The sequence below is a fragment of the Thermosulfuriphilus ammonigenes genome (genome assembly GCF_011207455.1).
GTDB lineage: Bacteria > Desulfobacterota > Thermodesulfobacteria > Thermodesulfobacteriales > ST65 > Thermosulfuriphilus > Thermosulfuriphilus ammonigenes.
The window spans coordinates 1752101-1771625 of record NZ_CP048877.1 but is presented as its reverse complement, the minus strand read 5'-3'; the positions used below and the strand labels follow the sequence as shown (position 1 = coordinate 1771625).

Annotated in this window: 13 protein-coding genes; 4 read left to right on the top strand and 9 right to left on the bottom strand. The window is 52.4% G+C overall.

From position 1 onward, the window contains the following. Window positions 1-8: 8 nt before the first annotated feature. The 7 genes from G4V39_RS08640 to G4V39_RS08610 all read right to left on the bottom strand — a co-directional run bounded on the left by G4V39_RS08640 (window position 9) and on the right by G4V39_RS08610 (window position 9286). Window positions 9-1466: a HAMP domain-containing sensor histidine kinase gene (locus G4V39_RS08640; RefSeq protein WP_166032551.1), complete on the bottom strand. Its 1458-nt coding sequence runs from the start codon at window positions 1464-1466 to the stop codon at window positions 9-11. Continuing rightward, on the bottom strand, window positions 1453-4038 hold the full coding sequence (locus G4V39_RS08635) for a PEP/pyruvate-binding domain-containing protein (RefSeq protein ID WP_166032550.1): 2586 nt from the start codon (window positions 4036-4038) through the stop codon (window positions 1453-1455). Before G4V39_RS08635 ends, G4V39_RS08640 begins: the two co-directional genes overlap by 14 nt. Continuing rightward, a complete protein-coding gene (locus G4V39_RS08630; protein ID WP_166032549.1) occupies window positions 4038-4439 on the bottom strand; it encodes a response regulator in 402 nt (133 codons plus the stop codon). The genes G4V39_RS08635 and G4V39_RS08630 overlap by 1 nt, the downstream gene beginning before the upstream one ends. Then, window positions 4414-7011, bottom strand: a complete 2598-nt coding sequence (locus tag G4V39_RS08625) for a PEP/pyruvate-binding domain-containing protein (RefSeq protein ID WP_166032548.1) — start codon at window positions 7009-7011, stop codon at window positions 4414-4416. The genes G4V39_RS08630 and G4V39_RS08625 overlap by 26 nt, the downstream gene beginning before the upstream one ends. Window positions 7012-7102: 91 nt before the next feature. Beyond that, entirely contained in the window at window positions 7103-7870 is a 768-nt protein-coding gene (locus G4V39_RS08620) for a TIGR02186 family protein (RefSeq protein WP_166032547.1), read from the bottom strand. Between the two features lie 3 nt (window positions 7871-7873). Then, window positions 7874-8809, bottom strand: coding sequence for a sulfite exporter TauE/SafE family protein (locus tag G4V39_RS08615; protein WP_166032546.1), 936 nt, complete (start codon window positions 8807-8809; stop codon window positions 7874-7876). A 27-nt stretch (window positions 8810-8836) separates the two neighbouring features. After that, window positions 8837-9286 carry a hypothetical protein gene (locus tag G4V39_RS08610; protein ID WP_166032545.1) on the bottom strand — a complete coding sequence of 150 codons (450 nt, stop codon included), beginning with the start codon at window positions 9284-9286 and terminating at the stop codon, window positions 8837-8839. Between the two features lie 446 nt (window positions 9287-9732). Between G4V39_RS08610 and G4V39_RS08605 the strand changes: the two genes are divergently transcribed. Both G4V39_RS08605 and G4V39_RS08600 read left to right on the top strand, forming a co-directional pair. Beyond that, entirely contained in the window at window positions 9733-11370 is a 1638-nt protein-coding gene (locus G4V39_RS08605; protein ID WP_166032544.1) for a hypothetical protein, read from the top strand. Beyond that, window positions 11371-13674 (top strand): PEP/pyruvate-binding domain-containing protein, encoded by a 2304-nt coding sequence (locus G4V39_RS08600; protein ID WP_166032543.1) that lies wholly within the window; start codon window positions 11371-11373, stop codon window positions 13672-13674. It begins immediately after the preceding gene. 3 nt (window positions 13675-13677) lie between these two features. Here G4V39_RS08600 and G4V39_RS08595 read toward each other — a convergent pair whose 3' ends face one another. Next, window positions 13678-14835 carry a metallophosphoesterase family protein gene (locus G4V39_RS08595; protein ID WP_166032542.1) on the bottom strand — a complete coding sequence of 386 codons (1158 nt, stop codon included), beginning with the start codon at window positions 14833-14835 and terminating at the stop codon, window positions 13678-13680. A 112-nt stretch (window positions 14836-14947) separates the two neighbouring features. Further along, window positions 14948-16249, bottom strand: coding sequence for a multiheme c-type cytochrome (seleno)protein ExtKL (gene extKL, locus G4V39_RS08585; RefSeq protein ID WP_248595818.1), 1302 nt, complete (start codon window positions 16247-16249; stop codon window positions 14948-14950). A gap of 139 nt (window positions 16250-16388) precedes the next feature. On the opposite strand from extKL, the gene recJ reads away from it, so the two are divergent. Both recJ and G4V39_RS08575 read left to right on the top strand, forming a co-directional pair. Beyond that, entirely contained in the window at window positions 16389-18140 is a 1752-nt protein-coding gene (gene recJ / locus G4V39_RS08580) for a single-stranded-DNA-specific exonuclease RecJ (protein WP_166032540.1), read from the top strand. A 35-nt stretch (window positions 18141-18175) separates the two neighbouring features. Then, the gene (locus tag G4V39_RS08575) at window positions 18176-19525 is read left to right on the top strand and encodes a phosphomannomutase/phosphoglucomutase (protein ID WP_166032539.1); all 1350 of its coding nucleotides are present in this window, start codon (window positions 18176-18178) and stop codon (window positions 19523-19525) included.

Sequence of the window (19525 nt, the reverse complement as noted above, 5' to 3'; positions counted from 1 at the left end):
TACAAAAATTATTCCCACAAGGGCAAGACTATCTTAAAGGTGGTCCCTTGGCCAGGACGACTATCAACCAGAATATCGCCCTTGTGTTTTTTAACAATACTATAGGAAACAGAAAGACCCAAACCGGTACCTTTTTCTTTGGTGGTAAAGAAGGGGTCAAATATCTTCTTTCGGACCTCCTCCGGAATACCCGGACCGGTATCGGAAATCTCAATCACTCCCTGGGAGTTCTCTTGATAAAGGCGGACAGTCAACCGACCACCATTTTCCATAGCCTGAATGGCATTAACAATGATGTTCACCAAAACCTGCTGGAGCTGATTAAAGTTGCCCAGAATAGTTAGAGATTTTTCGGGTATTTCAGTCTCTAGCTCTACCCCGGCCATCTTGATCTGGTTGGCCATGATCCGCAAAGACTCTTCCACCAAGCGATTAAGGTTCACCGGCTCCATCTGGAACTGCTTTTTAGAACGAGAGAACTCCAGCAAATGGCCGACAATCTCCTTGGCCCTTTCTCCCTCGTTATAAATATCCTGAAGCATTTCCAGGAGTTCCTCTTTACTGAGACTGTCAAGGTTTTCCATAATTACTTCTGTAGTCAGAAAGATATTGTTTAAAGGGTTGTTTATCTCGTGAGCGATACCGGAAAGGGCCGTGCCGATGGCCGCCATTTTGGTAGCCTGTATGAGTTGCTCCTGTTTGGCCTCAATAGCCTCAAGCATTTTGTTTAAGGCATCTATGAGCTGATCACACTCCTGGCAACGAACAAAAAAACCCTCACACTTGGGAATATGGCGAAGGTTGCCAGCGGAGATCTCCCTGGCCCTTAAGGTCACATACTCAATGGGTTCCAGGATCCATTTGGACATAAAATAGGCCGTAAAGGCAATGACCACCAAAACAATAAGAAAAATGATAATGGGTACGGAGGAATAAAACTGAATATCTTCGTTGAGCTTGGTGATAGCCACCGCTCTGATGTTCTCAAATAGATTGGTGATCTTTCTTCCCTCTCTTCTGATCTCCCGTTCCAGCTTTTTGTTGTTCTCTCCCTTCTCTAGGAGACTGGTGATCAAGGTGTCGTATCTTTTCAGAAGATAGTCCAGTTTTATGAGGGAATCCTTTATACCCAGCTTGGCAAATTCATCAGAATGGGCCTTAAGCTCCCACTCGACCTCTACCAGGTAATCCAGGGCGTAAATGAGATCGGCCTTATTACGATAAAGAAGGTAGGTCTTCTCGTAGCGACGGATCTCTAAAATCTGACGATCTATCTTATCAAAAAGGCTCATGTAATAGACCTTCTGGTCTATCTTCCGGATGGCTCCATAGCTGGCCAAAACCACCAAAAGCATTAGACCGTAGAGGGTGATAACAATGAGGATGATTTTCTTCTTGATGCTCGTGGGAACCAGGGCCTCCCAGAGAGAGGATAGGGCCCTGGTTCCCTTTTTATCGTTGGACAATCGTGTAGTCCTCCTTCAGGAAGGCCTCGATATATCTTTTAACTGCGGCCTCATCGGTGGCCGCCATATCCATCTGGCGAACATAGGCCATTAGCCGGCCAAGCTGATCCAGGGCCTCTTCAGTCTCCACCAGGCTTGTCCCTCGGATGACGGCTGTAATCCGATCCCCTTTTACTTTTACCCGGAACCCCAGATGGGAGAGGATTTCCTTGAGCACAGTCACCCGGCGCAATCGGCCTTCAAGACCAGCCCCTCCACCTTGAAAACGGAAGGCTACATAGTTACTGACAACCGCCTGTTGACTACAAAAGGAATCCACCACGGCAAAGTGATAGGCTAGGTGACTATGAAAGTTTAGATAATCCCGACTGATAAGGGCATAGGCCTTGCCGCTCATATCTTCGGTTCGGACGAAAGACCGAGAGACCACGGAGACAAACCCTCCCAGATCAAAGGTTACTGGTCCAGCCCAGCTAATTCCTTCATGGGTCATACCCCGCCATAGAGCCAAAAAGGGCAAAGAACGAATATCTTCAATGGTGATCTCTCTTCTAAAGACAGCTCTAGGATCGAGCCCCCCCTCCAAATCAATAACATAAAAGATCATGGGAATTCTGGGGGAGCGAAGAATATGGGCCACATTGGTTTTGGCCCCAGCGCCCATCTCAAACATCTCCCGAAGGGACATCTCATGGACAAAACGGACAATGTCATGAATGGTCCGGATCCGAGACGGAGGAAGACTCCCGTCTTCTGGAATCTCCTCCAGGGTAAGAGGGAGGATAAGATCAAAAAGCCGCTTGAGCTCCCCTTCTCCGGTGGTCTGAGACGGTCGGCTAATTAAGGCCAGCTCTTTACGGGCCTTAAGAACCTCCTCCACTACCCCCTCAAAGATCTCTCCCCTTAGGGCATCCAAGGTCACCATCTGGCCATTGCGAAAGTCATCTAGGCTGGCCCCGGTAAGGACCACGGCCGGAATTTCAAATTCCCTCAGAATAGTGGCCAGATGGGTCGTCGGACTTCCCCTTAAGGCAATGAGACCGGCCATCCGGGGGACAAACTTGGCCAGATCTGGATCCATGTTGGGGACAACGGCAATGGCTCCAGGAGGCAGGTGGGAAAGATCTTCCGGTTGTCTCACCAGATAGATGGCTCCAGCGGCCACCCCGGCAGAGACCGGCTGGCCCCTAAAAAGGGGCTTGACCGCAACAGATGAACTCAGAGAAACGGCAGCTCGGGCTTTGAGATCTCGAGTTTGCAGAAGATAAAGCCAGCCCCGTTCATCAAAACACCACTCAATATCTTGAGGGCTACCAAAGTGTTCCTCAAGGGCCAGGGCCATCTGATAGAGGCGCCGAAGGGCCTCCGCGTCTAGGCTGGGACGATCCCTCAGCTCCCCAGGAACAGGGACTTCTTCCAGGCCGCCTCCTTCCTTGGCCACGGCCATGATGTTTTTGGTGGAGATCCTTTGTTCTTTGAGACGGCCTGTTTCCCGGTCGAGGATGAAGACATCTGGATGGATATCTCCCCCCACGGCCAGTTTGCCCAACCCCCACAGGGAGGAAATAAGCATTTCTCCTGCCGTAGGGCGGGAGGGATTAAAGGTATAAAGAACCCCAGAGACCCGGGCCGGAATCATTTCCAAAATGAGGACAGCCATCATGGCCCCGGTGAGGCGGAGACCCTTGGCCAATTTATAAAAAAGGGCCCTTTCATCATAGAGACTGGCCAATACCTCCAAATAGGACCGGGGCACCTGGCAAGAAGGAATATTTAGTCGAGAGACAAATTGACCGGCAAAGGATTCCTGACCATCCTCGCCCAGGGCACTTGATCTTACCGCCCAATAAGGGGCCCCCACCTGGGCCAAAGCCTGCTCCATAGCCACCAGTAGATCCTCCGGGATCTCCGCGGCCAAAATGGCCTCCCTTATCTCGGCAGAGGCCTGCCGCACTCGCTCTGGAACGCCGATATTAAGACCAGAGAGTCTCTCCTGGATAAAAGACTCAAGTTGGTTCTCTAGCAACAGCCTTTGGAATCCCCTTATCCCGACGACAAACCCCTCAGGGGTGGTTAGCCCCAGGTGGTTTCTGGCCTCAGCCAGAGCCGCAGCTTTGGCCCCTGTCTCCAGAGAGAATTTCAAGTCGAACTCTTTCAAGAGATAGACATATCTTTGCGGCGCCCTCTCCTTTAAGCCCTCAAGGGCCTCCATCAGCTGATCGTTGAGGGCCTCAAAGGTATCATACAGCCAAGGATATTTTTGGCCGGAAAGACTGTTTAGGGCCTCAATAAAGACCAAAACGTGATCCAGGAGAAGTTCTACTCGAGAGACTAGGTAATCCTGGCTGGCGGTAGCAAGGGAGGCCTTATCTGAAAGCTCGGCCATAATATCAAGAATGCGATCGTTTTCAGAAATAATTCTTTTAAAATCAGCATAACGCCTCTTGAGGTTCCCGCTATCACGCAGCAGGGCCCTAACAAACTCGGGATCATACCCTGAACCTCTCTCCTGCCCTCCCAGCAGGGCCCGGAGTCTTTTTAACCCTGACTCCCATATCTTCGTCCAAGCCATTAGCTACCGGAGCGATCCTCCTTTTCCAGTTCGGCCAGGGCCCGAAAAACAGCCTTTTTGAGGTCGTCAAGACGAAAGGGCTTGGGGATAAAGTCAAAAACCCCTCCCTGAAAGGCCTTACGGGCGCTGTCAGCATCGGCATAGCCGGTAATAACAATAACTTTGGCCCGCGGGTTAAGGTTTTTGGCCTTCTCAAAGACCTCCAGGCCATCTATGTCCATCTTCAGGTCAGTAACGACGATATCAAAGGGCTCTGCCTCCAAACGCTTCAGGGCCTCGCGTCCACTGGTGAAGACCTCAACCTCATAGCCCAGCTTCTCAAAGACCAATCGTAATCTCTTCCCCACGATGGGTTCATCATCGATAATCATCAACCTATAGTTTCTTTCTGTCTTTTCCATCTAAAAGCTCCTCTGATGGACGAAAGAGATCATATTCTCCCCTCAGAAACCTCTGGTAGGCCTCCTCGACGATAAGGTCATTTTCCATAAGGACATCAAGTTGCCGAGTAAAGCCAATAAGACGGCCGATCATCTTTAGAAGATCCATAAGTTCTTCTTTGGGCACATTGGCCAAGCGGGCCACCAAGAGGTCTCCCTTGGTAACGACATTAAAGTCATAATAGGTAAGGATCTTGGCAATCAGCTGAATGCGGCGGCCACGCTTTACCACATCGGCGGCTCCACCAATGAACCGGAAGTAGATGTGATTCTCCCGTACGGTAGGCGAACAATAGGTATCCAGAATATTGAAGTGATAGCCGAATCGCAGACTAAGATTAAGATAGTATGTGGAGATCACGGCAATGTTGTCTCCCACGTAGCGTGGAGTCTCCGGGGTCTTCAACATACTGGAGAGAAAATCCCGCATCTTCATCTGCACGGCCTGAGTCTGCCAGACCCCGGGCTCCAGCATTCCCTCAAGCACTGCCCGGAAGGGAAGGCACTCAATATCCTCAAGAGATACGGCTTCTTTGGGGCCCGCCTCCGCCTTTAGCCCACCCCCAAGATCTATAACCAGGATTCCCGTAGGAATGCCAATTTCCAGCTTCTTAGTCAGACTTTTATCCAAAAGGGTGGCCTCTTCCCGGCCCACATTAATGAGCTCCTGAACGGCCTTTTCATGACAGAATCGCAAAAGGTCGTGGAAGGTCTTGCAGGCCTCCGGGCTGAAGTCTCGCACTAGAGGATCAATGAGGTTAAGTGGAGCTACATGACGAAGAATCTTTTTGAGGAGTCGAAACTCTTTGGTCTCTAAAAGATCAAGCTGACTGGCGGCCTGGAATTTAAGCAGTTCCTCTACCCGGCCTCGATAGACACAATGATCGTCGGCATCCACGGTGATAATCTCTCCCGGTTTAAGTCTCTTGGTAATATCTCCCATGCCCACGATGGCCGGAATACGGAACTCCCGACACAGGGTAGCCATATGACTTGTAGGAGAACCGATATCAGTAAGGATGGCCGCTACTTTGGGCATTACCCGGACAAAATGGGAGGAGTCTCGCCGGGCCACCAAGACTGCTCCTTCTGGAAAGCGGTCCAGATCTTCCTGACGCTCGACTAAAAAGACTGGACCAGAGGCTATTCCTCCCTGAGCCACCTCACCCCGGCCTTCAACGATAATTTCATATTTTTCCCGGAGCCCGGGAAGATTCTTTACCTCCAAAATCTTCTGGTCAAAACGAAGCGGCCGGCTCTGAAGCAAATAGAGTCGTCCGTCCTGGCCAATGGCCCATTCCACGTCTTGAGGGCGCTTAAAATATCTTTCTAAAGTCAGGGCCAAGCGGGCCAGGGCGCGAATTTCATCTTCAGTGAGAGAGGGACGCTGACGCAGCTCAGCCGGCACCTGTCTTTCTTCAATGCCTTCTTGGGCCGGCAGAAGACAGCGTTCTTTATCAGCTACCTCCTGAGAGAGAATCTGATCCGGATCCTCCCGGGAGACCAGAAACCGATCTGCTGGCAGGCGCCCCTCAACTACCGCCACCCCCAGCCCCCAGGTGGAAGAGATAAGAATGGTTTCCAGGCGGGGATCCCGGGGGTTTAAGGTGTACATAACCCCGCTGGCCTTAGGTACAATGAGTTCCAGACACCCGACGGCCATGGCCATATCGGTCAACTGGATGTTTGAACGGCGAGCGTAGGCCACAGCCCGAGGGCTAAAGAGACTGGCTATTACTCTCCTGTAGGCCTGCGAGAGGGCTGAAAGCTCTGGAGGGACGTTGACTACCGTCTCAAATTGGCCGGCAAAAGAAAAATCTAGATCCTCCTCCTGGGCACTGCTTCTGACCACCAAAGGTCTTTTGCCCCGCTGGTGACGATAGGCCTCAAGAGCCCCTTCCAAGGCTCGAGAGAGGGCCGGAGGAAGACGGCCGGAGACGATGGCCTCTACCAGAGCCTGACGTCGAGCCTCAATTTCCACCTCCTGCCCCCGAGAAAGGCTCTCTTTAAAGGCCTTTAAGCGCTCATCCAGGGCATTCTCTTTAATAAAGTGCCGATAGGCTGTGGCCGTGATCACAAAACCCTCGGGAATTCGCAGGCCCAAATACTTCTTCAGCTCGGCCAAATGGGCCATCTTTCCCCCAACGGCGTCGATCATCTCCGGGCCAACCTCTTCAAGGGGAAAAACCAGAGGGGTCTCCTCCTCCCGGCCCTCGAGAAGGGCCCTGATACGACCGTCTATCCGCTCAAAGATCTCATAAAGTTGACTGTAACAATTATTGCAGAGCATGTTCAGGCTATGGATGGAATGAAAAACAGCCCCGGAGAGCTCTTCGGTAGCCTGGCGGATATAGGCCATGTCAAAAATGTAGTCTCCGCTGAGCTTATCGCCCATGTCGGCCATTATTTCCAGAGCCCGGGTGTTAGAGTCGATTATTTCTCGGAAGCGGGAAAAGACGACCCGAATAGGCAAACGTTCCTTGGCCGGTCCTTTAGGACGGAAAAAGGCACTTATACGCTCTAAAAGGCCCATAGAACCTCAAAGGATCCCTGGTGGGGGGATACCGCCCCCCACCAGGACCTAAGTTAGAGAACATCTTAATCGTTCAAACTGGTGCGCGCCACTAGTGCGCACCCCCCTTGCCTCCAAAGATAACTCCAACTCCGATTCCCGCGGCTACGGCAATGACGATGGCGATAATGCCATAGAGAGGTGCCTTCTCGAAGGCCAGATCAGATATGGTCTTCAGAAGACCGACCTTCTCTACCTTGATCTGCTTTTCACAAGAATCTACCACTTTTCCATCCTGAACGGCAAAGACTCTGACCGTGTAGGTTCCTGGAGGGGCCTGATAGGGCCAGTTAACTTGGAGGCTATAACCAGAGGTAAGATCTCCACTTTCTACCTTAATACTACCGATGATCTCCCGATAGAGCCGCCCCTTTTCCTTGAATTTGATAAATTCCCTGAACCAGCGCTCTCTCTCCGGACCAGGATCTGGTTCAATGCGGACTTTTGCAGCCAGAGAATCGTAGCCGATACCATATTTGGCCCGTTCGCTGGCTTCGACCAGCTCCGAGACCGGCTTAGGGGTAAAGACCATGTATACCATGGGAACAGGCTCATAGGTGATTTCGCCCACGTTCATCCAGAAGAGCCCCTTTACCTTTCCCTTGCGTCTCAGGGTTATCTTATGGGCCTCATCCTGAATAAGGATTACGAACTGGACATTTTTGTCGGCATGCCCGTAAAGCTTAATGGTTGTGCCGTTGTAAAAGAAAGTAATGGGCACATAGTTTGGTTCAACCTCACAAGAGACCACCGCCTCGGCCGAGGCCGCTGCTCCCAGAATAATAAGCGTGATCAAAAAGATAAAAAGCTTTTCCTTCATTGCTTAATGCCCTCCTTTGTAAGCAAGTAGTACGCTGGGTTCGAGAACGAGGCTGAGGAGCATCTTTACCGTGACTGCCAGGACGATAATAGCCAGAAGGATCTTCAGCTGATCGCCTTTCAAACGCCGACCAATTACCGCCCCAATCTGGGCCCCGAAGGTGGACCCCAGGAGAAGAAGGATGGCCAGGATAAAGTCCACAGTATGGTTGGTGTAGGCCTGAAGAAAGGTGACCTCCATACAGGTAAACATGATCTGGAAGAGGCTGGTACCCACTACCACATGCATGGGCATCCGCAAAAGGTAAAGCATCACCGGGACCATAAGAAAGCCTCCCCCGACCCCCATAATGGCCGCCAAGATACCCACGAAGGCCCCCAGGGCTACAGGAAGAATGGCCGAGTGGGTAACCCCGGACTTCTCAAAATGGATCTGAAAGGGCAAACGAGAGATGAAACGTCTCTTGGCCGATGGGGCCTTTGATGCAGTGGCTGTGGCCGCTCCGGGGTTGTTGCCGGAAGACTTTTTAAGGGCCATCAGGCTCTCCACAAACATAAAGCCCCCCACCAGGCCCAACATGATCACGTAGGTGATTTTGATAAGGAAGTCGGCATTACCCATGGCCCTTAGGACTTTGATGATGTGGACTCCAATGGCTCCCCCAGTAAAGCCACCAATCAACAAAAGGAGGCCCATTTTGAAATCCACATTGCCCAGACGCCAGTGAGCAATGGTCCCTGAGGCCGAAGCAGCCACAATCTGGTTGGCGTCGGTAGCCGCGGCTACGGTAGGAGGAATGCCGATCATAATCAGCAGCGGGGTCATTAGGAACCCCCCTCCTACACCAAAGAGACCGGAAAGCAAACCTACCAACAGCCCCAAACCAACTACCAAAAAGATGTTCACGCTGGTAAGCGCAATAGGTAGATAAAGATGCATTTTTAAAACCCCTCCTGATTTGATTTTTTAATCTTGAAAGTACCGCTCTACAAACTCGAGGCCTTCGGGATCATTGGGAGTGGCCACTACCAGGAAGCGAAGGCTGGGATAATACCAGTCAGAATCGGCCTTCAGTTTGGTCTCCACAGCCCGAAGCCAGGCCTCAGCCGAGGCGATCTCCTTCTTGTCAGAGACTCCGACCACTACCTGAAAGGCCTTCTTCTGCTTGAGGATATCCATAAGCGAGGCCTCAAGGCCCTCTCGCGAAACAGTATAGAAGTCAAAATCTACCCCTTCACTCCGGGCCTTATTGCGAATGGCCACAAAGGTCCGGTAAATCTCTGGGGACAACTCCATGTCTCCGTCAAGAAGGGCATAGACCTCGGCCGCCTCCCTCTTAGCTGCCTGAATGGCCAGAAAGGAACTCCATTTGATCAACGAAGGCCCCATAATGAGCAAGACAATTCCCTTGGCCATGAACACTCCTCAGCGTAGATTCACCGTCGCCTAAGCAAAGAGGGGGCCAATTTTTGAACTAACGCTCCAAACAGGTGTTAGGAGACACAAAAATTTCATAGACAATCCGGTTGTTTCAAGGTGAAAAAAGACACAAACTTTCCTGCCAGTAGGTTTCAAACTGAAACCAGAGTTTAGGCCTTAATCTCCAAACCAATAAGAATTTCATTAAAAATTTTTATGAGATATAAAAAAATTTTAAAAAATGAGGAATTTTGATTGTTTAGGATATAATTGAAAAAATTTTGTTAATTTTTTGCTATTTACTTAAGCCAACATTGCCGAGCCGACATATTCTTGCAGAAAGATATGATTCTCTTTCAGACCTGTCTTCCTTGAAAGGAGGGCTTTTCTCTGGTAGCCGCCTTTAGTATCTGGGCCAGAGCAGGAAGGACTATCGAGAAGATATGGAATTTTTAAGACGCCTTAAAAAAATCTTTCAACCTGAAAGAGAACGGCCGGTCATTGACCTCCAGGAATTCTTTTTTCAGGACCGACTAACGCTTCTTGATGGACTCATCGAAGAGGTTGAAGTGGGAATCAAGGCCATGGAAGATCTGCTGGGAAACAATCAGCCCCTAGCTCCCAAGAAAGTTCGTCATCTCTATCGCTGTCTGCGCCGGAGGATGATCGAAATCCTGAATGAGTTTTTCTCTCTTACCGAAGGGAAACATCTTCTTCTGGCCGAAAGGTTTGAGGAAATCTGCAGCCGTATAGAGGCCGTCATTGAGGGAAGGCCTCCAAGGGGCCAGCGGCTGATTATTCCCCTTAGCTCCTTAGACCTTGAAGACTCTTCCTGGGCCGGAGCCTCCTTGGCCGCCTTGGCCGAGGTTAAAAATTATCTCCGTTTTCCAGTCACCGACGGCCTTCTCTTCACCAGGGAGGCCTTCTCTTGTTTGCTCCGTGAAAATGATCTCGAAGAGGAGTGGCTTAGGCTGGAAGGTAGTCTGGGGCAGGAAGAGGGCCTAAAAATGGCTACTGAAATCCGCCAGAAGATAGAAGCGGCGTCCTTTCCTGTCCGCCTGGAAGAGGCGTTAAAAAAATCTCTCGGCCATAAAGAGGAAGGAAAGTTCCAGAAATCTCTCAGCCTAGAAGTTTCTCTTTCTTTCCCGGAAGTAAAAAAAAGGATTACCGGCGTCTCTCCAGAGGCAAAGGCTATACTTGAGGCCTATCGAAGCCTCATCTTGACCTTACTGACTGATCAGCGTCTCCTTTTAACAGAAGATCATCTTGGGGGGTTACGTCCGATAGTTATAGCCGGAGAAACGGTAGCCCCCAGTCTCAGCGGCTGGCTTTCCATATCATCTGAGGAGCTAAGCATCCAGTTTGATGCCCCCTCTATTAAAATAGTTTTTGACCCCCAACCTCCATTTAAGAGCCGAGAGGCCCTACCAGAGGCCTTTCTCGGCCCCGAGGAGATTACCCAGCTGGCCCTGTTGGCTAACAGGGCGGCCAATTACCTGGAACAAAGCCTTAAGATGCGATGGCTTAAGGTAAGGGGAGGAGAGTTCCTCATCTCGCAATTATACCTCCAAGGAGAGAGTTTCGGGGGAAGGATTCCGGCAACAGCCCTTTTCCGGGCTGGCAGTCCCGGTCTTGTAAGTGGCCCTCTCCAGGACGAATCCTCTAAAGAAGAGGGGGGAGAAGGAATTCTCCTGATTAACAACGACAGCCACCGGCCGGTCCATCCGGCTCTAGGAATTCTGGCCCGAGAGGGCAACCCAGCCAGCTTTCTGGCCTCTGTCTGTCGTCAGAAAAAGATACCGTTTCTTGTTCTGGATCCTAAAGACGAAATTCCCGCGGGTAATCTCACCCTGGATGCCAATGAGGGACGAATTGCCCCCGGAGGTTGGATAATGAACCCAGAGCCCCCTCTCCACTGCCGCTGGCAACAAAACGCTCCTCGCCGTATCCTTCGGAGGATGTTAAATCATATCGGCTCCATGTCTTTTCCCCCTCCGGTTCATGCATCTGAGCCCAGAGATTGCCAAACCATTGTTGATTTACTGGTCTTCATAAAAGACCGTGTACCAATCTCAAAATAGATGAAAGACTCTCTCTGGCAGAAGGTAAAAGACTGGCTTTTTAGCAAAGAAGAAAAGAGTCCTCCAGAGGAAGGGCAACTGGCCCGTCTCTTTCTTGGAGGCGGATCTCCGGGGCTCAAACGAAGAAATATAGCCCTTATGGACTTTTTGGAGACCAGGCTGCTTTCCCTTCAGGTATTAGAAGAGATTCGCTTTCGTCTCAGCCGAGGGACAAAGCCGGGGTGGCTAAAGTCCCGTTTTGAAGACCTTATCTTTGAGCTTAAAAACAATGTCCGTATCCTCAACGATCTTACAGAAAATCGATATGCCTGGCTTTTTGCCCACATTGAGGAGATTCAGAAGCAAATCAGCACTATAGAAGAGGAGCGGGGGAGAATCCTTCCCTTAAGCAGTCTTGACCTTACAGCTGCCGAAGTCATTGGTCGACCTCTGGCCGAGTTAGCTGAGGCCAGAGCCCTCGGTCTTCCTGTCCCTCGGGGAGTAGTGATCATCCCTGAAACGGGCCCCATGGGGCTTAATCATCAAGAATTAGAAGAGATCCTCTCTAACCAGGACCACGGCCTCTGGCAGGAAAGGCTTGGCCGACTTTTCGGCCCAGAGCTTGCTTCAGTCCCAGAGATACTAGAGGCCAACAAAGCCATATTTCTGGCCTTTGGTCACCAGGAACAGGGGCTCTTGGGCCTGGCCGCTACCGAGAACCCGGGGCAAGATAGCCTTCAGAGGACCTGTGGCCTGGCCCTTTTGGCGGCCCTTGAGAAAAGGGCCTACCTCGGTCTTCCCAGGGCCTTCTTTCTCCCCTGTCTGGTCGTCGCCAAGACAAAGGTCATTGCCTCGGGGGTTTTTTACTCCCTGGACCCCCGCTTTCCGGGTGAAAATTTGGCCCTGGCTGTGGCCTTCTGGGGAGTTGGAGGGATCATTGAAGCCGGTGGTGGGGCTGATGTCTTCCTTATTGATCGCCACCAGAAAAAAATCATCTCTGGAATGAGTGGGTCAAGGAAAAAAGGCCTCTTTTTAGTATCAGAAGGCCTTCCGGAAGAAAAAAGTCTTTCCCCGGAGCTCCAGAGACTATCACCTCTTGAAGACAGACACCTGCTCCGGCTCTGGGAATATGGCCAGCTCCTTGAGGCCCATTTCGAAGGCCCCCGGGAAATTCGCTGGCTTCTGGAAGAAGGAGGTCGTCTCAGGCTGGTGGGTATCTTTCCCCTTAAGGTCTCTCCACCGAGGCTTCTGGAATCCGAAGCCGTCTTAGAGGCCGAAGTCAGACCCATAGGGCCGGGATCTCTGGCTGGAACCTTCAATCAACGGTCGGAGACCGAATCCCCGCTGGAGATCAAGCCGGAGGCCCTTGGTCTGCCCCCAGATCTGATAGAAGATCAGACTCTGATCAGCCTAGACACCGAAAGAGGACGGCTTTATCGGGGCTGGAAACGCTCTTTGCTCAAGACCAAAAACCCTCCCCTTCCGGATAAATGGCGGTTCCTGTTTGAAATTCACATTCCTTTAATCCTGGGAGCCGAAGATCCTTTGGTAGCCGTTGAAGCCGAGGAGATCATTGGTCCGGCAGACATCCTTCACCTGGGTTTGGAAGCCGTCTTCTGGGAAAGCTTCCATAGCCCTGAGGCCCTTAGTCTTACCCATCTCCTTCGAGATCCCCGGGTACCTCTTTCCTTTTATTTCCTTAACCTGGGACGGGGCCTTTCTTCTTTAGCCGCCTTTCGACGAGAGATAACCATCTCTGATATTCTCTGCCGGCCCTTTCTGGACCTCTGGCGGGGGATGACCCATGAGGGAGTCAGCTGGTCAGGACCAGTAGAATTTCACCTGGGGGGCTTTCTCTCGGTGCTCTCTCGCTCCTTTGTCCATCGTGATGTTACCCAGGAGGGCGGACGGGGGTTTGGTATCCTCCTGCCTGATTATCTCTTTCTTCGCTGTCGGATGGCCTATCATCTTCTGGCGGTAGAGGTCCGAAAGACCGAATTCCCGAGCCACAACTATCTCTTTTTCCGATTCGGCGGAGGAGGAGCCGGAGCTGAAGGACGGATCCAGCGTTCTCTGCTCCTGGTGGATATTCTTCGAGAGCTGGACTTCCGGGTGGAAACCAAGGCCGACGCTGTCTTTGCTGCCTTTATCGAGGGGAGGGAGGAGGAGATTGCCGAGCGGCTGGATCAACTCGGACGTCTTATGGGATTCACCCGTCAACTTGATATGCCCCTTCAGGATGAGGCCACCAGGAAACGATACGTAAAAGCCTTCTTTGAGGGCCACTACTCCCTTCTGGAAGAGCCACCAGATAGCCCCAAATAGAAACTAAGCTATCTCCCCGACCTGGGACATCAGTCTGAGAAAGAGCGAAAGAAGAGGTTCCGGAGGGTCTTTTTGATAAAGACGGCGATAAAACTCCACAAAAAGATCCCGATCGGTAAGGCCTCTGGTATCCGAAGGGCCCAGTTGAGCCTCAGATGGCTGAGGCGGGGCAAAACGAAGCCCTAAGAGCCGACCGGAGAAGGCCTTTTTGAGTCTTTCGATAGTCTCCGGACCACTGGGGGGTCGAGAAATCTCCAGGAAAACCAGCTCCTTGGGCCTGTCTTCAGCCAGAAGTAAGGCCTCATCCGGAGTCTCTGCCGTCACCACGGCCACTGACTTCGGCCGGGTAATGGGAATGGCCTCAAGCCGCGGCTCTCCCTCATCTGGCAATTCAATGAGAGAGAAAAACTTTTTTGAACGTCGGCGGGCCTCCTGGCGGGAAAAAGGAAAGATAGAACCACTATAGCAGGCGTCTCGGAAACGCTGGTAGCCATGAAGGTGCCCCAAGGCCATAATCCTGGCCGGAGGGAGCAACTCCCGGGGAAGGACTGCCAGATCACCCAGGATCTGCCGTTCCGAGCCGGCCAGCTCCCCTCGCTCAAGAAAGATATGCCCCAGGAGAACATCCACCTCCCCCAGGGGCAGGTAGGCGGCCAGGGACCGGAGCCGATTGGTCAGGCTACCCTCCCCCGAAAGCCTTACCTCCGAAGGGTAGGGCAGGAGAAAGAGGGTCAGCGCGCCCTGAGGGAAATCAATCTTTAATTGAGGGCCTCGCACCACGAGCCTGAAGTTTCTGGTCTGGTGCTCCCAGGCCTCTAGCTCCCCCGGCCGGCCGGCCATAACTACCCCTTGGTTCAGGGTAAAGCCCCGGGCCGAGGTGAGAAGATCCGGAGAGTCATGATTGCCGGCGATAACCACCACTGGCCGCTTCCCTCCCTCGGAAAGCTCCGCCAAGGTGTCATAGAAGAGGCGCTGGGCCGTCGCCGGGGGCAGATAGTGGTCAAAGATATCTCCGGCCACTACCACCAAATGGAAGTCCTCGGCCTGGACAAGCTCAACCAGTTCCTGAAGGGCTGCTTCCTGTTCTTCAAGGAGGGAAAAATCTGTTCCTTCGAAGGTCTTGCCAAGATGCCAGTCTGAGGTATGAAGGACCCGGATCACGGTCTCTTATTTACTCTGAAAAAGGGCCTTTAAAAAGCCGGGGAAAGCAGGATCTATGTCTTTCCCCGGCTCCCTTATATAACCAGAAGCTAAGAAGCAGAAGCCAAAAAGACTATCTCTTCCAGACCCAATCTCCCTTCAGTTCCAGAGAAAGGTCTTTCTCAAACCAGAGGACTTCATTGCCATCAAAGCCGCCAAAGGGAAGATACCATAGCCTTACCCGGGTATTTAGTCTTTTGGTCTTAAGGATTCTATCCACGAAGCGGCCATCTTTAACCATATCCTGATAGGGAAAGGTGATCTCAAAGCTCTGGTGGATCGTCTTTCCGGGAGGCAGGCTGGTCTCGCGAACCAGACCACATTTTTCGTAAGGTCCTCGGCCCATCTCTGCCCCCCGGCACATCCTGCCTGGATGGGGCATGTAAATTACCGAATTTCGATAGACTTCTTCTCCCTCAGGGGTTGTGGCGGTCACCTCCAGGACCACCCGGTTGGGGGTAGGTCAGCCATCGGGGATGGCATGACCAGCCCGGTTAGTAAGGGCCACTCTGATCACCCCCAGAGGTATGACCCCTTCGGCCTTGCTTTTACGCCAGTAGTAAGCCAGACCATCCACCTCTATGGCCACAGCCTGTTGGTACATGGCCGGATCCCTGTAGGACTGAATATCATGGCCTTTGCCGGAGCGACGCATATGACAGTCTTGGCAGGTTTCATGACCACCTTCAGCAACATAGGCAAAAAGGTAGCTACCATAGAGGGTGGCGCACTGAGTGGGATTATCCAATTCCAGATTGGGCCCCAGGCCATGACACTGGCCGCAGAGGATAGACTCTCCCATTATGGGGCTCTTTTTGAGAAGGGGATATGTCTCATCCTCATGAGAACCAACCTTGTCGCCATAGACAGCCTTAGGATCTGGCGGCCCGTCCACCCATTTGTGGGTGATAGCCTTAAGGTTGTGACAGACGAGACAGCCGATGTTGAGGCTTTTCAAACGGGCCTCGGCCTCCTCATCGTCGTCCTCATACCAGGCATAAAGGTTCTCCACCAACTCCTGGGCAACCTGATCACTGGCCTGGGCTAGCTGGGGCAGATGACATTTAGCGCATCCCATGAGATGTTTTATACGCACGTCCTCCGGTTCTTTGACCCCGGAATAGGGCCAGCGTTTAAGTCCTTTTTCAATGGTGGTTATCAGGGTGGCCGAAGTCCTCCCCAGACGACCGAAGATGGAACGGGCGTGCATGGATTTTTGCCACTCTTCATAGATCTCTTGATGACATTCTTTGCAGGAGGAAGAATCATAGCGCTTAATCAGCTCTTGGAGACTGTCTATCTGGGCCGCCCTACTGGAGGCGCCGAGCCCGGAGAGAAAACAAAAGGAGAGAAGTAGCAAGGCAAAAGATTTCATAACCCCCTCCCCTAAAAATTAAAATTTTAAGAATTTTAGGAAATTTTAGTTTCCTATAGAGATTAAAGACACACCTTGCATCAGGAGTCAAGGATTTTCTGTTTCAAAATGAAGCACGGGAATCGCCTTGATCTTTGAAATGGAGACAGCTAGTCTTTGGGCCGTGAAGCAGTGGCTCAACTATCTCGCAGATCAGGCCCGTCTGCGGCATTTCCTCAGGGAATCTGGCCTGCCCCCTCTCATCGCCCGGATACTCTTTCATCGAGGCATAGGGAAGGCCGCTGAAGCCAGAGAAGCCCTCTTCCCCAATCTATCTCGACTCCATGACCCCTTCCTTATGGCTGACATGGACCGGGCTGTGGCTCGAATTATCCTGGCCATCTCCCGCAGGGAAAAGATTCTCATCTATGGGGACTATGACGCCGATGGAGTTACAGCCACGGCCCTCCTTTGGCACTTCTTCAGGCGTTTAGGTCATCCGGTAGAGGTCTTCTTTCCTCACCGAGAAGAAGACGGTTACGGCTTTCACGCCCACCTCATCAGCCGTCTTAAGGAAACCGGAGCCCGGTTAGTCATTACGGTTGATTGCGGTATAACCGCTCATGAGGCCACCGCCTTGGCCCGAGAGGCGGGCATGGAGGTTATCATCACCGATCATCATCAGGTGCCCACAGAACTTCCTCCGGCCTTGGCGGTAGTCAACCCCCAGAGAAGAGACTGTCGCTATCCCGAAAAAAACCTGGCCGGAGTAGGGGTGGCCCTCAATCTGGCCAGGGCTGTAAGAGGCCGACTTTACCGGCAGGGAAGGCTATCTCGGGAGACCATGCCCAACCTTCGAGAGCTCCTGGATCTGGTCGCCCTGGGGACCGTAGCCGACATGGCCCCTCTTAGAGGGGAGAACCGCACCTTAGTGAAGATCGGGCTAGATCTTTTAAGCCAGGCCCATCGTCCAGGCATTCGGGCCCTTAAAGCTGAAAGCGGTCTTGAAGGGGCCAGAGTGGGGACCACCGAGGTGGCCTTCCGACTAGGGCCGCGTATCAATGCCGCAGGCCGCCTGGAAGAAGCCCTGCTGGCCTTTAGACTTCTAACCACCGAAAAAACAGAAGAGGCTCAAGAGCTGGCTCACAAACTTGGCCAGCTAAACAGCCAGCGCCAACGCCTAGAGGCTGAGCTCCTCAAAGAGGCTCTGGCCATGATAGAACCAGAGGCTCCGGCTCAGGTCTTGGCTGGAAGTAACTGGCCCAAAGGTGTCCTGGGGATAGTAGCCGCCAAAATCCAGGAACAGCTTCTTCAACCGGTGGTCCTTCTATCGATTGATGAAAACGGGCTGGCTAAAGGATCCGGACGCTGTCCCGAGGGGCTTCACCTGTACCGGCTCCTCAGCCGTTGCCGAGAGCACCTCCTGGGCTTTGGAGGCCATGCCGCCGCCGCCGGACTAGCCCTCCACATCTCTAATCTCGAGCCCTTCAAAAGGTCCTTCTTTCAGGCCGTAGAAGAGGCCCTGATCAGTGCCCCTCCGGTATCGGCCCTCAAGGTTGATGCCCGGGTCACCATAAAGGATCTCCTTGATCCCGAATTCTTGAAACTTTTCCCGCATCTTGAACCCTTTGGCCCCGGCTGGCCGGAACCAATCTTTACTCTTTCGGGGTTCAAGGTGCGGCAACAAAAAACTATGGGCAATGGCCACCTCCAGCTTCTTCTCTGGCAGGATGGTCTGACCCTCCCTGCCGTGGCCTTCGGCATGGCCAACTTGGCCCAAGAAGATCTTGAATCCTTTGAACTGGCCGTCACCCCCGAACTCCATGATTTCAGGGGCCAGACATTTCTACGACTTCGACTCCGCCACCTTCGTCCTCACAGCGCAGTTGACGCCGGTGTTCAAAAGACTTAAGGGAAAGACAAACCCTCAGCAAAGGAGACCCAGCCATGAGGATCAATCCACTTATCTTTCGCGAGTACGATATCCGAGGCAAGGTGGGAGAGGATCTTACCGAAGAGGTTATCCGGGCCATTGGTCAGGCCTTCGGCACCACCGTCAAAAGGACCGGCGGAAAGAAGATCACCTGTGGTCGCGATGGACGGCTCTCTTCAGAACCCTTTCAAAAGGCCCTCATGGAGGGGATCCTCTCCACGGGGATCGACGTCATTGATATTGGTCTCTGCCCTACCCCCCTTATGTACTTTTCTCTATTCCACCTTGATACCAGTGGAGGCATCCAGGTAACCGGGTCTCATAACCCCCCTGAGTTCAACGGTTTTAAAATCTGCGTGGGCAAAGAAACCATCTATGGCCCTCAAATTCAGGAGCTCAGAAAGCTTATCGAGGCAGAAGATTTTGAAACAGGCCAAGGAAGCCTCTCCACCTATGAAATCATCCCGGCCTACAAAAACTGGGTTAAACAGGACATCAAACTCCAGCGCCCTCTCAAGGTGGTTCTCGATGCCGGCAATGGGGTAGCCGCCCTTACAGCCCCGGATCTTTTCCGGGAACTTGGTTGCGAGGTTATTGAACTCTACTGCCAGGTCGATGGCACCTTCCCTAACCACTTCCCTGACCCCACCGTTCCTGACAACATCAAGGAACTCCAGGCCAAGGTAGTAGAGACCAAGGCTGACTTTGGGGTGGGGTATGACGGCGATGGAGACCGCATCGGCGTGGTTGATGAAAAGGGCAATATTCTCTTCGGAGACCAGCTCCTGATTATCTTTGCCCGGGATATCCTTCAGCGCCACCCTGGTGCAGCCATTATCGGTGAGGTTAAGTGCTCTCAGGTCCTCTATGATGATATTGCCCGCCACGGGGGCCGACCAATCATGTGGAAAACCGGCCACTCCCTAATCAAAAAAAAGATGAAGGAGGAATCAGCCCTTTTGGCCGGAGAAATGAGTGGTCACATCTTCTTTGCCGATCGCTTCTTCGGCTTTGATGACGCCGTTTATGCCTCTCTTCGACTGGCCGAAATTGTCGCCGCCCAGGACAGACCGCTTTCCAGTTTCTTGGCCGATCTGCCCCAGACCTACTCCACCCCGGAGATCAGGGTTCCCTGCCCGGATGAGAAGAAGTTTGCCATTGTTGAGGGCCTTAAGGAGTACTTCAAGGCCCATTACGAGGTTATTGATGTCGACGGTGTCCGGGTAACCTTCCCCGACGGCTGGGGTCTGGTCAGGGCCTCCAACACTCAACCTGTCCTGGTGCTCAGGTTCGAGGCCTTGTCTCCCGAGAGGCTGGAGGAGATCCGCCAGCTCATCGAATCCAAAGTCAAGGAGTATCTCTAG